15 protein-coding genes, 1 tRNA gene and 1 riboswitch (1 of these 17 only partly in view) are annotated in these 17352 nt (G+C 68.7%); of the genes, 14 read left to right on the plus strand and 2 right to left on the minus strand.

Translation table 11 applies throughout. The annotated features are described in order from the left end of the window. The 3 genes from TQ38_RS00185 to mdoH form a co-directional block, all read left to right on the plus strand. Positions 1–1112: the 3' portion of an efflux RND transporter periplasmic adaptor subunit gene (locus TQ38_RS00185; protein WP_043974441.1), read on the plus strand. The gene continues 94 nt to the left of window position 1, outside the view; 1112 of the gene's 1206 nt are visible here — the last part of the coding sequence; its start codon lies beyond the left edge, outside the window; its stop codon occupies positions 1110–1112. 227 nt (positions 1113–1339) lie between these two features. Further along, positions 1340–2854, plus strand: a complete 1515-nt coding sequence (locus TQ38_RS00190; RefSeq protein WP_370059779.1) for a glucan biosynthesis protein — start codon at positions 1340–1342, stop codon at positions 2852–2854. 26 nt (positions 2855–2880) lie between these two features. After that, positions 2881–4677, plus strand: a complete 1797-nt coding sequence (mdoH, locus tag TQ38_RS00195) for a glucans biosynthesis glucosyltransferase MdoH (RefSeq protein WP_205316085.1) — start codon at positions 2881–2883, stop codon at positions 4675–4677. Positions 4678–4679: 2 nt separating this feature from the next. Here mdoH and TQ38_RS00200 read toward each other — a convergent pair whose 3' ends face one another. Next, positions 4680–5978 carry a cobyrinate a,c-diamide synthase gene (locus tag TQ38_RS00200; RefSeq protein WP_043974436.1) on the minus strand — a complete coding sequence of 433 codons (1299 nt, stop codon included), beginning with the start codon at positions 5976–5978 and terminating at the stop codon, positions 4680–4682. Between the two features lie 82 nt (positions 5979–6060). After that, positions 6061–6254, plus strand: a riboswitch (cobalamin riboswitch). A gap of 108 nt (positions 6255–6362) precedes the next feature. On the opposite strand from TQ38_RS00200, the gene TQ38_RS00205 reads away from it, so the two are divergent. From TQ38_RS00205 to cobU, 9 genes are read left to right on the plus strand one after another with little or no spacing between them, the layout of a single operon-like run. Beyond that, positions 6363–8294 carry a TonB-dependent siderophore receptor gene (locus tag TQ38_RS00205; RefSeq protein ID WP_052505652.1) on the plus strand — a complete coding sequence of 644 codons (1932 nt, stop codon included), beginning with the start codon at positions 6363–6365 and terminating at the stop codon, positions 8292–8294. After that, the gene (locus tag TQ38_RS00210; RefSeq protein ID WP_043974434.1) at positions 8294–8701 is read left to right on the plus strand and encodes a DUF1636 domain-containing protein; all 408 of its coding nucleotides are present in this window, start codon (positions 8294–8296) and stop codon (positions 8699–8701) included. The genes TQ38_RS00205 and TQ38_RS00210 overlap by 1 nt, the downstream gene beginning before the upstream one ends. Beyond that, positions 8698–9714 (plus strand): nicotinate-nucleotide--dimethylbenzimidazole phosphoribosyltransferase, encoded by a 1017-nt coding sequence (gene cobT / locus TQ38_RS00215; RefSeq protein ID WP_043974432.1) that lies wholly within the window; start codon positions 8698–8700, stop codon positions 9712–9714. The genes TQ38_RS00210 and cobT overlap by 4 nt, the downstream gene beginning before the upstream one ends. Before the next feature lie 22 nt (positions 9715–9736). Next, positions 9737–10306: a histidine phosphatase family protein gene (locus TQ38_RS00220; RefSeq protein WP_043974429.1), complete on the plus strand. Its 570-nt coding sequence runs from the start codon at positions 9737–9739 to the stop codon at positions 10304–10306. Further along, a complete protein-coding gene (locus TQ38_RS00225) occupies positions 10303–11013 on the plus strand; it encodes an adenosylcobinamide-GDP ribazoletransferase (RefSeq protein ID WP_043974427.1) in 711 nt (236 codons plus the stop codon). The genes TQ38_RS00220 and TQ38_RS00225 overlap by 4 nt, the downstream gene beginning before the upstream one ends. After that, positions 11010–11993, plus strand: a complete 984-nt coding sequence (locus TQ38_RS00230; RefSeq protein WP_043974425.1) for a threonine-phosphate decarboxylase — start codon at positions 11010–11012, stop codon at positions 11991–11993. Before TQ38_RS00225 ends, TQ38_RS00230 begins: the two co-directional genes overlap by 4 nt. Further along, complete coding sequence (gene cbiB / locus TQ38_RS00235) at positions 11986–12936, plus strand: adenosylcobinamide-phosphate synthase CbiB (protein WP_043974624.1); 951 nt, start codon at positions 11986–11988, stop codon at positions 12934–12936. The genes TQ38_RS00230 and cbiB overlap by 8 nt, the downstream gene beginning before the upstream one ends. After that, complete coding sequence (locus TQ38_RS00240) at positions 12924–14393, plus strand: cobyric acid synthase (protein WP_043974423.1); 1470 nt, start codon at positions 12924–12926, stop codon at positions 14391–14393. Before cbiB ends, TQ38_RS00240 begins: the two co-directional genes overlap by 13 nt. Next, the gene (gene cobU / locus TQ38_RS00245) at positions 14390–14899 is read left to right on the plus strand and encodes a bifunctional adenosylcobinamide kinase/adenosylcobinamide-phosphate guanylyltransferase (RefSeq protein ID WP_205316049.1); all 510 of its coding nucleotides are present in this window, start codon (positions 14390–14392) and stop codon (positions 14897–14899) included. The genes TQ38_RS00240 and cobU overlap by 4 nt, the downstream gene beginning before the upstream one ends. Positions 14900–14941: 42 nt before the next feature. Here cobU and TQ38_RS00250 read toward each other — a convergent pair. Beyond that, positions 14942–15018 (minus strand) — tRNA-Arg (locus TQ38_RS00250). A 113-nt stretch (positions 15019–15131) separates the two neighbouring features. Between TQ38_RS00250 and TQ38_RS00255 the strand changes: the two genes are divergently transcribed. Then, positions 15132–15629, plus strand: coding sequence for an MmcB family DNA repair protein (locus tag TQ38_RS00255; protein ID WP_043974421.1), 498 nt, complete (start codon positions 15132–15134; stop codon positions 15627–15629). 301 nt (positions 15630–15930) lie between these two features. Next, positions 15931–17337 (plus strand): DEAD/DEAH box helicase, encoded by a 1407-nt coding sequence (locus TQ38_RS00260; protein WP_043974419.1) that lies wholly within the window; start codon positions 15931–15933, stop codon positions 17335–17337. The last annotated feature ends 15 nt before the right edge of the window (positions 17338–17352 follow it).

Below are 17352 nucleotides of genomic sequence, written 5' to 3' on the forward strand. Positions count from 1 at the left end.
TGCTGGTGCTGGCTCTGGCGGGCCTTGGCGCGCTGACGTTCTTCGTCCGCTTCGTCACGGGCGAGGATTCCCCTTATTACTCTGCGCCGGTGGAGCGGGGGAACCTCATCCCGCTGGTCTCTGAGCGCGGACAGGTGCGCGGATCGGGCGAAGTGACCGTAACTGCGCTCATGCCGGGCCGTGTCACATGGGTTTCGGGCAAGAGCGACGGCGAAGTCGAAAAGGGTGAAGTGCTGGCAAAGCTCGACGCTGGCGAAATGGCGAGCGCCGTGGAGATCGACCGTTCGCGCGTGGCGGCGGCGCAGGCCATGCTCGATGCCGCGCAGGTTTCTGCCCAGGATACCGGATCGCGCCTCGCCCGCTTCGAAAGCGTATGGAAGCGTTCGGGCGGCCGAGCGCCTGCGCTGAACGAGATCGAGCGCGCCCGCGCCGAAGCGCGCCGGGCCGATCTGGGCGTTGCCGCAGCCCGTGCAGAGGCCAAGGCCGCGAAGCTTCAGCTCAAGGAACACCAGCAGCTTGAGGCTGGCGCCGAAGTGCGCGCGCCGATTTCGGGGATCCTGGCCATGCGCCATGTCCAGCCGGGCCAGACGGTGGGCGAACACCAGCCGCTGTTCACGATCGCTGCCGGCCTTGCCCCGCTGACCACCGAAGTGCCGCTGTCCAACCAGCAGGCCAACCCGATCAAGGCCGGCACGCTGGCCCAGGTGCGCCTCGACGCGATGCCCGACACGCCGCAGTCGGCCACCCTCACCCTTCTGCGGGTCAGCCCGCCGCCGCAGACCGCGCCGCCGCGCGCGGTCTTCACGATCGAGCGGCCCGACCCCAAGGTCCGCCCCGGCATGGCCGCGACGGTGGAAATCCAGCTGCCAGAGCGCCGCAATGTCCTGCTCGTGCCTGACGCCGCGCTCGTTTTCGAGCCGGCCGTGGGCCAGAAGCGCAGGCGCGCGCGGATCTACGTTCTGGAGCGCGGCGATCCCCGGCGAGTCTATGTCACGGTCGGCGGTAGCGACGGCAAGCGCACCGAAGTCTTCGCAAATGACCTCGAACCGGGCGACCGGGCGATCATCGGTTGGCGGGACGCGGCGAACGGTGCGGAGCGGACAGGCAGCTGAAAGGTCGCCCGTGCCATAACCGGCCCGGTGCCATGCCGCGCCGTGCAACAATCGGGCCGCTCGTGCGTATCGGCATCACGGCAGTTTGAGCATTTTCAAATCGGGTGGGATCACTTGATGACCCGGAGAATGCGCAGAACAGAAGATAGCTGGGGCATGATCGGATCACGGCCCAGCGGCAACAAGAGGTATCCATTCTGATAAACGACGCGCAGATGTCGCGCCGCATGGCTGTCAGGCTTTTCGCGGCGCTTGCAGCAACGGGCGCCGCCGCCGGCGCCTTGCCCGCCGGCTTGAATGCCGCAGTGGGCGGCGCAGCGGCGGGCGGGCGCATGGGTCCTCCTGCGGCGTTTTCGTGGGACAGCCTTGTCGCTCAGGCCCGCGCCCTTGCCCGCAAGCCTTACGCCGAAACCCCGGATTCGCCCCGCGCCGCCGCCGACTACGACGCAGCGGTAAAGCTGACCTACGGTGACGCCAAGACCGTTGCAGGCAATGTTCGCCTGTTCCCGGCCGTGCGCGGCACCGCGCCCAAGCCGGTGCGTATCGCCCTGCTCGAAAACGGGCAGGCGCGCGAGATCGTCGATACCGCCGGGCTGTTCGTCACCAGCGAGAATACCGACCCGGTCGGTTTCCGGGTAATGGATGCCACCGGCCGCAGCGACTGGCTGGCCTGGCAGGGCGCCAGCTACTTCCGGTCCTCGGGATCGCGCGATCAATACGGCCTTTCCGCCCGCGCCATCGCCATCGACACCGGATTGCCCACTGGCGAGGAATTCCCAGCCTTCACCCATTTCTGGATCGAGCAGACCGGCCCGGACAGCGTGCGCGTCTATGCCCTGCTCGATGGCCCCAGCCTTGCGGGTGCCTATTCCTTCGACTGCCGCAACGGCAAGGACAGCGCCGTGCAGGATGTCACCGCCGCGCTGTTCCTGCGCAAGGCGGTCAAGCAGCTGGGCCTTGCCGCCGCGTCCAGCATGTTCTGGTACGACCAGTCGAACCGCGCCGCCCGCCCGGACTGGCGCCCTGAAATCCACGATTCGGACGGCCTGGCGATCTGGGCCGGCAATGGCGAGCGCGTGTGGCGTCCGCTGGAAAATCCCTCGGTCGCCAAACTGCATTCGATGCAGGCGAAATCGCCCAAGGGCTTTGGCCTGCTCCAGCGCGATCAGGCTTTCGACCATTACCAGGACGACGGCGTCTTCTACGACCGCCGGCCCTCGCTCTGGGTGGAACCAAAGGGCGATTGGGGCGCGGGCGCGGTGTGCCTTTACGAAATGCCCACCAGCAGCGAGACGATGGACAACATCGCCATGTTCTGGCGCAGCGACAAGCCCGCCAGGGCCGGTGAACGGCGCGACTTCGCCTATCGCCTGACGTGGTCCTCCAACGACCCGACCGCCGACCGCGCCTCGCGCTGCGTCGACATGTTCGAAGGACCGGGCGGCATTCCCGGCGCCCCGCCGATGGCCGGCGTGCGCAAGTTCGTCTTCGATTTCGCAGGCCCTTCGCTTGCCGGGCTGACGCGTGAAAGCGGCGTTACCGCCGAAACCGACCTTCCCAAGGGAGCAATCGTCTCTGCCGTCGCTTATCCCGTGGCCCGTTCCGATGCGCTTTGGCGCGTCATGATCGACGTGAGGACCACAGCCGTGACCCAGCCCGCTTTCCGCCTTTACCTCAAACGCGGCGATACCGCGCTTAGCGAAACCGTGATAAAGTCGCTGGAAACCGGAGCCGTATCGTGAGCGTGACCGTTCTGCCCGCGCCGCCCATGCTTCCTGCCGAAGCGCCGCTGGTGATGCCGGTGCAGAACCTCTACGGCAATCCTCCCGGAGCGATCGAAGTGCTGACCAGCCCCCACGGGATGCTGGTCAAGCGGATGCTGCTGATCGCGCTGACCGCGGTGATCGGGCTGGCCGCGTCGAGCACGGTGCGCATGGAACTGTCGCGCGACGGGCTCGACTGGGTCGAAATGCTGCTGCTGGTGTTCTTCGTGCCGCTGTTCTGCTGGATCGCCTTCGGCTTCGTCACTTCGACCATCGGCTTTCTCAAGCTCATCACCGGCGAGCATCCGGGCTTCACCGCATTGCCCAGCCCGGCGTCCAGCCTGCGCCACCGCACCGCCGTGCTGATGCCGGTCTACAACGAGAGCGTCGAGGAAGTCTTCGCCCGCGCCCGCGCCATGGCCAGTTCCATCGCCGCATCGGGCGGCGCGCCGTGGATCGACTTCTTCATCCTCAGCGATTCCAACCCCTTCCACGGCAAGCGCGAGGAAGCCGCCTGGCGCGAACTTGCGGCCGAAGCGCCGATCAAGGTCTATTACCGCCGCCGCGAGCAGAATACCGCCCGCAAGCCCGGCAACATCGCGGAATGGGTCCGCCGCTTCGGCGCGTCCTACGAATGCATGCTGATCCTCGACGCGGATTCGATGATGAGCGGCGACACCATCGTCGGCATGGCCTCGATCATGGAGGAACGCCCTTCGATCGGCCTGCTGCAGACGGTGCCGATGATCACCAATGCGCGCACCCTGTTCCAGCGCTGGATGCAGTTCGCCAGCGAGGCTTACGGGCCTATCGCCAGCGCCGGACTGCTGTGGTGGTCGGGCGCGGAATCCAACTTCTGGGGTCACAATGCGATCGTGCGCACCCGCGCCTTCGCCGATTCCTGCGGTCTGCCCGAACTGCCCGGCAAGGCCCCGTTCGGCGGCCACATCCTGAGCCACGACATGCTGGAATCGGCGCTGCTGCGGCGGCGTGGCTGGGCGGTGCACATGGTGATGATCGGCGGCAGCTACGAGGAATTCCCGCCCACCATCGTCGACATGGCGATCCGCGACCGGCGCTGGATGCAGGGCAACCTGCAGCACCTGCAACTGCTGGGCGCCTCCGGCCTGCACTGGACCAGCCGCCTGCACCTGCTGATCGGCGCCTCCGCCTATCTCACCTCGCCGGGCTGGCTGCTGCTGATCCTGGCGATGATCGGCCAGGTCGCCAGCCGCGACACCGGCGGGTTCGTCACCCTTGCCCCGCCCAGCGTGCTGGCGCTGACGGTGGTGCTCCTGTTCGGCCCCAAGCTGATGGGCACGATCTGGATGCTGGCCAACAAGGAGCGCCGCCGCAGCTTCGGCGGCGCCGGCGCGGTCCTGCGCACCGTGCCGCTGGAGATCGTGATGGGCATGCTGCTCGCCCCGATCACCATGGTCACCCAGACTAAGGCGCTGCTTGGCCTTCTGCTCGGCATATCGGCAGGCTGGAACACCCAGGCCCGCGACGCCCGCCGCATCACCGTGCGCGAAATCCTGCCCGATCTTCGCGAGCATCTGCTGCTGGGCGCGGCGCTGGCCGCCACGGCATGGCTTGATCCGGTGACCGCGCTGTGGCTCTCGCCGATCATCCTGGGCCTTGTCGCCTCGCCATGGCTGATCAGCGTGACGTCAAGCGAAGCGCTCGGCAGCCGCGCGCACTCTGCCAGGTTCTTCCGCGTTCCCGAACCCGGCATCGCCGAAATCCCCAGCGCGCCGAAGTCCGATGTTTCCCTCACCGCCGGTCAGGTGGTGGAGGCTTAGGCCTAAGCTGTAAACAACCTCTGCGCCGCATCGGGCGCAGAGGGGAAGTACATGTGCATGTAGCTCGCTGTAAGGGAGCCTGCCCGGTACAGCGCCTCGCCCTGCCGTCCATCGGGAGTGCGAGCACGAGCGACCGGCTCCAGCGCCGTTTCCAGCCGCGAATAATGGAAGGTGTGGCCGCGCAGGGTGCCCCCTTCAAGGTCCACCTGCTGCATCCCCAGCGCCGTGAAACGCGGCTGCATCGCCGCCTCGCCCGGCAGCAGGCCGAGAAGTTCGCCGCGCCGCCCCTGCCCGTCGATCAGCGCCGTGCAGGTATAAAGCATCCCCCCGCACTCGGCGAGAATCGGCTTGCCCGCGCCGTGATGCGCCCGGATCGCGGCCAGCATCGCATGATTTGCAGCCAGCGTTTCCAGATGAAGCTCGGGATACCCCCCCGGCAGCCACAGCGCATCACACGCGGGCAAGGCGCCGTCCCGCAAGGGTGAAAAGAACGAGAGCCGCGCGCCGGAACGCTCCAGCCACTCCAGATTGGCCCGGTAGATGAAGGCGAAAGCCTCGTCCCGCGCAATGGCGATACGCTTGCCCGCAAGCCCCGTTCCAGGCTGCGGCGCGCCGGAGGGAGCGGCGAACTCGACCGGCGGCGGCAAGTGTAGCGCGGCTTCGGGCAGCAACGCGGCGGCGCGGTCCAGCCGGGCGTCCAGGTCCGCCACCTCACCTGCCTGCACCAGCCCGAGATGGCGTTCCGGCAGCGACACCGCGCCCTCGCGCGGCAGTGCGCCCAGCCATCTCACGCCCGCCGGCACACTGGCTTCCAGCAACTGCGCATGGCGCGCGCTGCCGACCCGGTTGGCGATCACCGCGTGCAGGTCCAGCCCGGGACGATACGTGGCCAGCCCATGGACCAGCGCCCCGAACGTCTGCGCCATCGACGATCCGTCCACCACCGCCAGCACCGGCAGGCCAAAGCGCTGGGCCAGATCGGCGGCGCTGGGATCGCCGTCGTACAGCCCCATCACCCCCTCCACCAGGATCAGGTCCGCCTCCTGCGCCGCTTCATGCAGCAGCGCGCGGCACTGCGCCTCGCCGCACATGAACAGGTCAAGCTGATGGACCGGCGCTCCGCTGGCGACTTCGTGGACCATCGGATCGAGGAAATCCGGTCCGCACTTGAACACCCGCACCCGCCGCCCGGCCGCTCGGTGGCGGCGGGCCAGCGCCGCCGTCACCAGCGTCTTGCCCTGCCCGGAAGCGGGCGCGGCGATCAGCAGTGCCGGGCACCGTGCGGGACTGTCGTGTGTCATGCTTTCGCACCTATGGCGCCGGGCCAGCCCGCGCAAGCATAGGCCAACTCCGGGCCCACTTGCGCGCCGGACCGGGCCGGGATAATCCGGCCCCGCGTCAGGTTCCCCGCAAGGGGATCAAAAGGGAACCCGGGTGAAACCCCCGGGGCTGCCCCTGCAACTGTAAGCGGCGAGCCATCCGGCCACTACGCCATTGGGACCGAAAAGTCCTGAGAAGGCGGCCGGAACGGCGCCGACCCGCGAGCCAGGAGACCTGCCTGTCGCCGTCGTTCTTCGACCGGACAGGGTGTGCCGGCCGAACGAGGGGGCAATTCCTCGCCGAGCGACAGCTTGAGACCTCGCAGCCTTCGGGCCGCCGGGGTCGATGTCGTCTGCGTGAAGGAAATGCGTTTGAATTTAAGTTTCGCCGCCACTGCAACGGGCCTCGTGCTGGCGCTGGCCGCCTCTCCCGCCCTAGCCGAAGACGCCGGGACGGACGAGGGCATCGTCGTCACCGCCCTGCGCACCCCTGTTGCCGCAGACCGCGTTTCGGCCACCGTCACCGTGCTGGACGAACCCGCCATCGTCGCCCTCCAGCCGGTAGCCCTGACCGACGCGCTGCTGCGCACCCCGGGCATCAGCGCGTCGCGCAACGGCGGCTACGGCACCACCACATCCCTGCGCATCCGCGGCGCCGATGCCGGGCAAAGCGTCATGGTGATCGACGGGATGCGCTTGTCAGACCCGTCCTCCACCGCAGGCGGCTACGGCTTTTCCAACCTCCTGCTGGACGACATCGACCGCATCGAGATCCTGCGCGGGCCGCAGTCCATCCTGTGGGGCAGCGATGCCATCGGCGGCGTGGTCAACGTGCGCACCCGCCGCTCGGCCGCGCCGCTGGAAGGAAGTGTCGCCGTAGAGGCCGGCACGCACGATACCGTCTCCGCCCGCGCGGGCATCGGCGGCACATCGCAGGCGGTGGACTGGCGCCTGTCCGCCTCGCGCTTCACCACGGACGGCATCTCGGCCCGCTCCAACGGCACCGAGGATGACGGTTACACCCGCACCGGCGCCAGCGGCACGGTGACGGTGCGCCTGGCGCCGGGTATCAGCCTGGACCTGCATGGCTACTGGTCGAAATCGAACAACGACTTCGACGGCACCTCGGGCGATACCCCCGCCTATGGCCTGACCGAAGAATGGTCGGGCTATGCCGGGCTGAACTTCGCGCTGCTCGGCGGGAAGTTGGTGAACCGCATCGCCGTGCTCCAGTCCGAAACCGACCGCGAGAACTACGACCCGGCGCGCTCCATCCGCCCGCTCACCTTCGACGCGCACGGCCGCGTGCGCCGGTTCGAGTATCAGGGCACGTACACGGTATCGGACGCGCTCCAGGCGGTATTCGGCGCCGAGCGCGAGGAACAGCGGATGACCACCGCATCGCCCGCGAACAGCGCCGCCCCCTATGTCCTGACGCCTACCAGCGTGGATACCAACAGCGTCTACGGCGAACTGCGCCTCAGCCCCGTCACCGGCCTCACCCTGAACGGCGGCGCGCGCTATTCCGACCAGTCCCGCTTCGGCGGCAACACGGTGGTGAGCGCGGGCGCGGTCTATAGCCCCAACGAAGGTGCCACCGTGCTGCGCGCCAGTTATTCGCAAGGCTACAAGGCGCCCTCGCTCTACCAGATGTTCAGCATCTACGGCGCCGCCGACCTTGCGCCCGAGAAGGCGAAAGGCTGGGAAGTGGGGGCCGAGCAGAATTTCGCGGAGACGCTGCGCCTGTCCGCCACCTGGTTCCAGCGCGACACCGACAACCTGATCGACTTCGCCTATTGCCCGGTCGGCGCCGCCCAGCCCGACATCTGCTATATTCCCGGCACCGCGACGACCCGCTTCGGCTATTACGCCAACGTCAAGGCTGCCAGGGCGCGCGGCCTGGAACTGTCGGCGCAGGGCACGCTGGGCGTGCTGTTCGCCAGTGGCAACTATAGCTGGATCGAGGCGGAAGACCGCACCGGGGACAGCAGCACCTATGGCCGCCAGCTCCAGCGCGTACCCCGCCACCTCGCCAATGCGGAGGCCGGCTTCGACCTGCCGCTAGGCCTGCGCGCCAGCGTGGCCGCGCGCTATTCGGGCGAAAGTTTCAACGCCGCCACCGGCACCGCAAAGCTGGACGACTACTGGCTGATCGACCTGCGCGCTCAGTGGGAAATCCGGCAGGGCCTGATCGTGCAGGGCCGCGTGGAAAATCTGACCGACAAGAACTACGAGACGGCCGCCGGCTATGCCGCGCTGGGGCGCACCGTCACCTTCGGCATAAGGAGCCGCTTCTGATGCTTGAACCCGTAGCCCCCGGCCCTTCGGTCGTCGTGTGCAATACCTGCCGCCTTGGCGCCGACGAGCGCGAGGACGGCGAAGGCCGGCGCGGCGGCGCGCTGCTCGAACAGGCGCTGCGCGATGTGCAGGCGGCAGATCCGAAATTGCAGGGCGTGGCGGTACAGGGAATGCCCTGCCTGTTCGCCTGCACCCGCCACTGCACCGTCCACATCCGCGCACCCGGCAAGGTGGGCTACGTATTGGGCGATTTCGCGCCGGATGAGGACGCCGCCCGCGCCATCCTGGAATATGCGGCGGCACACGCCGCCAGCGAGGAAGGCCGCGTGCCGTTCCGCGAATGGCCGCAGGGCGTGAAAGGCCACTTCATCACCCGCACCCCGCCCGAAGGGTTCGTCTGCACATGATCCGCTTCGCTGATCCCGCCGCCTTCGCCGCCGCGCTGGCCACTTTGCCCAAGGCCGATGGCGCCAGCCGCGATGCCGCCGCCGATCGCCAGTCCCGCCTCACCAAACCGGCGGGCGCGCTGGGGCGGCTTGAGGATATCGCCGTGTTCATGGCCGGCTGGCAAGGGTGCGAACGCCCCCGCGTGGACACCGTGCAAGCGGTCGTCTTCGCCGGTAACCACGGCGTCGCGGCGCAGGGCGTCAGCGCCTATCCGCCCGAAGTGACGGTGCAGATGGTCGCCAATTTCAAGACCGGCGGCGCGGCGATCAATGCCCTGACGAAAGCCTGCGCAGCCGATCTTTCGATCGTCGCCCTCGACCTGGACCGCCCCACCGGCGACATCACGCGGGCCCCCGCCATGAGCGTGGAGGAATGCCTCGATGCCCTGAACCGGGGCGCGGACTCGTTGCGCGAAGGCACGCAGCTGCTGCTGGTGGGCGAGATGGGCATCGGCAACACCACGCCCGCTGCCGCCCTGTGCGCGCAGGCGCTGGGCGGCGAGGTGCGGGACTGGATCGGGCGCGGCACCGGGCTGGACGATGCCGGCCTCGCCCGCAAGGCCGCCGCCGTGGAGGCTGCGCTGGCGCTCCATGGACCGGACTGCACCACTGCCTTCGAAACCCTGCGCCGCCTTGGCGGGCGCGAGATCGCGGCGATGGCAGGCGCCATCCTTGCCGCCCGGCTGCGGCGGGTTCCGGTGCTGCTGGACGGCTTCATCGCCTCCGCCGCGATCGCTCCGCTGGCGCGCGATAACCCTGATCTGACGCAGCACTGCCTTGCCGCGCACTACTCCGCCGAAGCGGGGCACACCCGGTTGCTGGCCGCGCTGAAGCTCGAACCCCTGCTGAACCTCGGCCTGCGCTTGGGCGAAGGCACCGGCGCTGCGCTGGCCGTGCCCATCGTGCGCGCGGCTCTGGCGGCACACAGCGAGATGGCCACATTCCAGGAAGCCGCCGTGGCGGGCGGGCAGTAAGCGGGCACTGCGCCATCCCATCATGACCGAAATCCTCGTCCACCTCATGCGCCACGGCATCCCGGTCCAGCCGAACCTGCTGCTCGGCCAGCGCGACGATGCCCCCCTCCCCAGCGGAACCGCCAAGTGCGTGGCGGCGGCAGAGGGGCTGGCGTTCGAGCGGGTGATCTCCTCCGACCTTTCGCGCGCCCACATCCCGGCCGCCCGGATCGCCGCTGCGCGCGGCGCTTCGCATACCGTGGATGCCCGCTGGCGCGAACTCGACTTCGGCGCATGGACCGGCCTCGCCCCCACGCAGGTGGACCCCGCCGCTCACGCCCGCTTCTGGGAAGACCCTGAGGCGAACGCCCCGCCCGAAGGCGAACGCTGGTCCCAGCTCAGCGCCCGCGTCGGCGCGGCGCTGGCCGGGATCGATGCCTCCACCCTCATCCTGACCCACGGCGGCGCGATGCGCGCGGCGCTGGCGGCATTGTTCCACATGGAACATCGCCACGTCTGGTCCTTCGACCTGCCCTATTCCTGCGTCCTTACCTTGCGCGTGTGGCCGGGTGAGGCTGTGCCGATCGCGCAGATCGTGGGCCTGACCACATGAAGGGCCTGATCCTCGCCCTCCAGTTCCTGACCCGGCTGCCGCTGCCGCAAGTGCAGGCGGACAGACAGGATTTCGCCCGCGCCATGCGCTGGTTCCCGGTCGCTGGACTGGCGGTGGCCGCCGCCGTGGCCGGGCCGTGGTGGCTGCTGCATTCGCGCGGCCCGTGGCTGGCGGCATTGGCAGGCCTCACCGGCTGGATCGCGATCACCGGCGCCCTGCACCTCGACGGGCTGGGCGACGTGGCCGACGGCGCAGGCGCAGCGCACGGCGGACGGACGCGGCTTTCCGCCGTGATGGCCGACCCGCACGTCGGCAGCTTCGCAGTGGTGGTGATCGTATTGCAGCTCATGGCCAAGCTGGTCCTGCTTAACGCCTTGCCCGTATCAAAAGTCGCCGCGCTGATCGCCGTCCCGGTGCTGGCGCGCATCGCCCCCATCGCCTGGACCCTGTTCCTGCCGCCCCTTCACGAAGGGCTCGGCACTGCCTTTCGCAGCGGCGTGGGACGGCTCCATCTTCTGTTCTGGAGCCTTGTCGCAATCGCCGCCGCCCTGCTGCTGGACCCGGCGCTGCTGGCCCTGTTCATTGCCATTCCGCTGTGGGGCTGGTGGCTGCAAACGCGCCTTGGCGGCATTTCGGGCGACGGGCACGGCGCCGGGATCGAACTGCTGGAAACCGCGATGCTTGCCGCACTGGTGCTGATGCCATGACCCAGCCATTCCTCCACCACGGCGGCCGCCTTGGCGAGGCGGCGCGCACGTTCGGCGGCGCGCCCACCGATTGGCTAGACCTCTCTACCGGCCTTAACCCCGTCCCGTGGCACCCAGGCAAAACCCCCAGCTGCGACTGGACGGCCCTGCCCGATCCCGATGCCCTCGCCGCCCTGGAACATGAGGCCGCGCGCCATTTCGGCGCCGATCCGGCGCGGGTCTGCGCCGTGCCGGGAAGCGAGACGGCGCTGCGCCTGCTGGCCTTGCTGCTAAACCTCCCCGGACGCGCCCTGACCCCCGCCTACCGCACTCATGCCGAGGCGTTCACCCCTTCGCGCCCCATCGCGTTCGCCGAAGTACCGCAGCGCCCCGAAGTCGTCGTCCTTGCCAATCCCAACAATCCCGACGGCCTGCTGCGCGCCCCCGCCGCGATCCGCAGCTGGCACGAATCCATCGCCGCCACCGGAGGCTGGCTGATCGTCGACGAAGCCTTTGCCGACTGTCAGCCCGAAATCAGCGTCGCGCCGGACGTCCAGCCGGGGGCAAGGCTGGTCGTCCTGCGCTCGTTCGGCAAGTTCTTCGGGCTTGCCGCGCTGCGCCTCGGCTTCGTGATCGCCCCGCCCTCGCTCGCCGCGCGGCTACGCAGTGTGCTGGGCAGCTGGCCGCTCCACGCCGCTGCTCTGACCATCGGCCGCGCCGCCTACGCCGATCATGAATGGAGCGCCCGCACCCGCGCCGAACTGCCGCGCCGCGCCGCTGCGCTCAATGCCGTGCTGCAAAGGCACGGCTTCAGCCCGCAAGGCGCCTGCCCGCTGTTCCGCTATCTGACCGGGTGCGATGCCGAAGGGCTGTTCACTCGTCTTGCGCAGGCGCAAATCCTCACCCGCCCCTTCGCCCAGTACCCCGATACGCTGCGCCTTGGCGTGCCCGCCGATGTGCGCGCGCTGGCCCGGCTGGACCGGGCGCTGGCCCATGGCTGAACCCATCGCCGCCGCCGCGCTGGCGATCGAGGCGGCGCTGGGCTGGCCGAACAGGCTCCATGCCCTGACCGGGCACCCGGTGGGCCTCTTCGCAAAGATCATTCAAAGCTGCGACCGGGCCTTCAACCGCCCGCACTGGACGGACCGGCGCCGACGGATTGCCGGACTTGCCACCACCCTGCTGCTGATCGCGCTGACTTTCGCCTCGGCCGCCCTTGCCGAAGCGGCGGTACGCAGCCTGGCCGGCGCATGGGCGTGGCCGATCCTCGCCCTGCTCGCCTGGCCTGCGGTGGCCGCGCGCAGCCTCGACGATCACGTGCGCCCCATCCTTGCCGCCCTCGAAGCGGATGACCTGCCAGCGGCCCGCCGCGCCGTGGGCATGATCGTCGGGCGCGATACCACTAAGTTGGACGAACCCGGCGTCACCCGCGCTGCAATCGAGAGCCTTGCCGAAAGTTTCTGCGACGGCGTTGCGGCGCCGTTGTTCTGGCTCGTCGTGCTTGGCCTGCCCGGTGCATGGGCGCTTAAAGCGATCAACACCGCCGACAGCATGATTGGCCACCGCGAAGAACCATACCGCGCCTATGGCTGGGCCGCCGCACGGATCGACGACGCCGCGATGCTGATTCCCGCACGCCTTTCCGGACTGCTGCTGTGCCTGGCCGGAGGCGGCTGGCGGACTATGGCCCGCGATCATGCCCGCCACGCCTCGCCCAATGCCGGTTGGCCGGAAAGCGCGATGGCCGGCGCGCTCGGCGTCCGGCTGGCCGGGCCGATCGCCTACGACGGCGTGCTTGCCGACAAGCCGTGGATCGGGAAGGACGGGCGCGAAGCCATCCCGCAGGACCTTGCCCGCGCCCTTTTGATCTACCGGCGCGCCTGCGTCATACTGGGAGCATTCGCCTTGATCGTGACGGCAGGAGCAGCACTATGGCGGGCCTGATGCTGCAGGGGACCGGCTCGGACGTCGGCAAGTCGGTGCTGGTTGCGGGGCTGTGCCGCGCGGCGGCCAACCGGGGCCTTAAGGTGCTGCCCTTCAAGCCGCAAAACATGTCGAACAACGCCGCCGTCACCCCCGATGGCGGCGAGATCGGCCGCGCGCAGGCGCTGCAGGCGCTGGCCGCCCGCGCCCCGTTGCATGTCGACATGAACCCGGTGCTGCTGAAACCGCAGGCAGACCGCACTTCGCAGCTCATCGTGCTTGGGCAGGTACGCGGCACGCTGGGCGCCGCCAATTTCCGCGAGGCGCGCCGCCCGCTGCTGCCCGAAGTGCTGGCCAGCTACCGCCGGCTGGAGGCCCGCTGCGACCTCGTGCTCGTCGAAGGCGCAGGCTCACCCGCCGAGATCAACCTGCGCGCCGGAGACATCGCCAACATGGGCTTCGCGCGCGAGGCGAACGTGCCGGTAGTCTTGGCAGGCGATATCGACCGAGGCGGGGTGATCGCCGCCGTGGTCGGCACCCGCGCCGTGATCGACCCCGAGGACGCAGCCATGATCCGCGGGTTCCTCATCAACAAGTTCCGGGGCGATCCGGCCCTGTTCGCAGACGGCTACACCGCGATCGAGCGGCTTTCCGGCTGGCGCGGTTTCGGGGTGCTGCCCTGGGTGCCCGCCGTTGCCCAGCTGCCCAGTGAAGATGCCGTGGTGCTGGAACGCGGCCTTGGCGCCGCGCCCGGAAAACTGCTGATCGCCTGCCCGATCCTGCCGCGCATCGCCAATTTCGACGATCTCGACCCGCTGCGCCAGGAAAGCGGTGTGGAGGTGGCGATGATCCCGCCCGGCAGCCCGATCCCGCAAAGCGCCGCGCTGATCGTCCTGCCCGGCTCAAAGGCGACCATCGCCGACCTTGCCTTCCTGCGCGCGCAGGGGTGGGACATCGACGTTCTCGCCCACCATCGGCGCGGCGGCGCGGTGCTGGGGATCTGCGGCGGCTACCAGATGCTGGGCACCGCCGTGGCCGACCCCCAGGGCATCGAGGGACCGCCGGGCGAAGTCGCCGGCCTTGGTCTGCTGGATGTCGCCACCGTGCTGGGAAACCGCAAGGCGCTGGCAGAGGTCGAAGGCACCGCGCTGGGTGCGCGGTTCAAGGGCTATGAAATGCACATGGGCGTGACCGGCGGCCCTGACGCGCTGCGCGCTTTCGCCAGCCTCGATGGCGGCGGGTCGAGCGCCCGCAGCGACGGCGCGATCAGCCGCGACGGGCTGGTTCTGGGCACATATTGCCACGGCCTGCTGGCCCGCCCGGACCTGCGCGCCGCCCTGCTCGCCCGAATCGGCGCGCAGTCGGACGGTTTCGACAACGACGCCCGCGTCGATGCCGCGCTCGATGCGCTGGCAGCGGCCATGGAGGAACATCTGGATATCGACGACCTGCTTGCACTGGCGGGCGTGCGGACATGAGCGGCGCCCTGTTCGTGCTGGGCGGCGCGCGCTCGGGCAAGAGCCGCTATGCGCAAGGCCGCGTGGAATCGCATCCGGGCACCCTCGCCTATATCGCCACCGCGCAGGCCTTCGACGCCGAGATGGAACATCGCATCGCCCGCCACCAGGACGACCGGGACGCCCGCTGGACCACGCTGGAGGAGCCGCTGGACCTTGCCGGCGCCATCGACCGCGCCGCGCAGCAAGCAGACGCGGTGCTGGTGGACTGCCTGACGCTGTGGCTTACCAACCTGATACTGGCGGACATGCCGCTGGACGAACCCGTCGCCGCGCTGGGCAAGGCGATGGACCGCTGCCCGTGCCCGCTGGTGCTGGTATCGAACGAGGTGGGGATGAGCATCGTGCCCGAAAACGCACTTGCCCGCCGGTTCCGCGACGAAGCGGGGCGCCTGAACCAGACGGTCGCGGCCTGGGCGGATGAAGTTCAGTTCATCGCGGCGGGCCTGCCGTTGAAACTCAAATAGAGCGCGATCTTCGCCGATCACGCCGATTTTTTGGGGGGGAAATGGTGCACCCGACTGGATTCGAACCAGTGGCCTACGCCTTCGGAGGGCGTCACTCTATCCAGCTGAGCTACGGGTGCAACGAAAGGCCGGTTAGCAGAGGGTAACGGGCGTTTCCAGCGACAAATTCGACATGTCGTTCAACGGACGTGGAGAGCGCTTGTAAGTTCCCGGTATGTTCCTATGATGCAGCATGGCCGAAGCCGATTCTCTTTCACTGCCCCATGCGGCCTCTCCCATCGCCGCGGAAGTTGCGCGCGGGATTTCCCGCCTGTTCGCCCGCAACGACATCTGGTGCCTGCCCGAAATGCCGCTGCGCTGCGGGCGCCGCGCCGATCTCATGGGGATCGATGCGAAGGGCCACGTCATTATTGTCGAGATCAAGGTGTCCCGCGCGGATCTGCTGGGCGACGGCAAGTGGACCGACTATCTCGACTATTGCGACCGTTTCTACTGGGGGCTTTCTCCGGCGCTGGACCGTGCGCCGCTGGAAACCGGGGTGTTCCTGCCCGAACGGTGTGGGGTTATCGTCGCCGATGGTTACGATGCGGAAATACTGCGCCCTGCCCCGCTCCACCAGCTTGCCGCCGCCCGCCGCAAGGTGGAAACGGAGCGGCTTGCCCGCGCGGCGATGCGGCGGCTGGTGACGCTGGCCGATCCGCATACGTTGAAGTGGGGGGCCGAGGAATAGCCGCCCGGCTCGCCAAGCGTAATTTTCTTGCGCTTCGCTGCAACGCACACTATGTGGCACCTCAGCAATCGGCGCGCGGGAGATTCCCGCCGCAATCCGCGAGCAGCGTGAGGTCCTAGCGCAAGGCGCAACGACCGGCCCGGACGAACGATTGCCACCAATTAGCTTCCTTCCTCACGCAGGGTCGCACGTAACGACACCTTGCCGTGCGCGCGCCCTCTTCCGTAAGCCCAGGCCTTTTCAAGGCACATCGGTCTTTCGTGAAAACAGCGCGTCCCCGTGCTGTTTTGAAAGTGACTAGATGTCCTATTTCTCCGAACTTGGTCTTGCCGAGCCGATCCTCCGCGCGCTCGCAGTCAAGGGCTATACCGATCCCTCACCCATCCAGCGCAAGGCCATTCCTTCGCTCCTCGAAGGCCGCGACCTGCTTGGCATCGCGCAGACCGGAACCGGCAAGACCGCCGCGTTCTCGCTGCCTTCGCTGCACCGCCTCGCCAACAACCCCAAGCCGCGCCAGAACGCCGGCTGCCGCATGCTGGTGCTGTCCCCGACGCGCGAACTGGCAGCGCAGATCGCCGACAACATGAAGGGTTACGCCAAGTTCCTGGATCTTTCGATCCAGTGCATCTTCGGCGGCGTTCCCGTGGGCAAGCAGGCCCGCGCCCTTGAGCGTGGCTGCGACATCCTCGTCGCCACCCCGGGCCGCCTGCTCGACCTGATCGACCAGCGCGCGCTGACGCTGAAGCACGTTGAAATCTTCGTGCTCGACGAAGCCGACCAGATGATGGACCTTGGTTTCATCGTCCCGCTCAAGCGCGTCGCCAACATGCTGCCCGCCGGCCGCCAGAGCCTGTTCTTCTCGGCCACCATGCCGCAGGCGATCGCAGACCTGGGCCGCCAGTTCATCAACAACCCGGTCAAGGTCGAAGTCGCTCCGCAGTCGACCACGGCAGAGCGCGTCGAACAGTACGCGGTCATGATCAACCAGGCCGAAAAGCAGGCGCTGCTGACCCTGTCGCTGCGCGCCGGCCTTGCCGATGACGCTGCCGATAACGCCACCCACGGCGCCATCGACCGCGCACTGGTGTTCAGCCGCACCAAGCACGGCGCCGACCGCATCGTGCGCCACCTTGTCGCCGCCGGCATTCCCGCCGCCGCGATCCACGGCAACAAGAGCCAAGCCCAGCGCACCGCCGCGCTCGGCGGCTTCCGCCAGGGCGCCATCCGCGTTCTGGTCGCCACCGACATCGCCGCACGCGGCATCGACGTCTCGGGCGTCAGCCACGTCTACAACTACGAAATCCCGAACGTGGCCGAACAGTACGTCCACCGCATCGGCCGCACCGCGCGCGCCGGCGCCACCGGCGTTGCGATCAGCTACGTCGCCGCCGACGAGAAGCCCTACATCCGCGACATCGAGCGCCTGACCCGCGTCAAGCTGGACCTGCTGCCGCTGCCGGAAGACTTCCAGAACCAGGCCGCTCGCCTGCCTGCTCCTGCACGCGTGGCCCCGGCCGCACCGCAGGGCGGCGGACGCGGCCAGGGCGGTGGGCGTGGCGGCCAGGGCGGCAAGAGCGGCGGCAGCCGCCAGCCGCGCCGCGATGGCGCCGCCGGTGAAGAGGGCGGCGAGCGCAAGCGCAGCTTCCGTCCGCGCGGTCCCAAGGGTCTGGGCGCGCATAAGGGTGCCGTTCGCCGCACCACGGGCTGAGGCGCATAAGGTATC

The organism is Novosphingobium sp. P6W, assembly GCF_000876675.2.
Taxonomy (GTDB): Bacteria; Pseudomonadota; Alphaproteobacteria; order Sphingomonadales; family Sphingomonadaceae; genus Novosphingobium.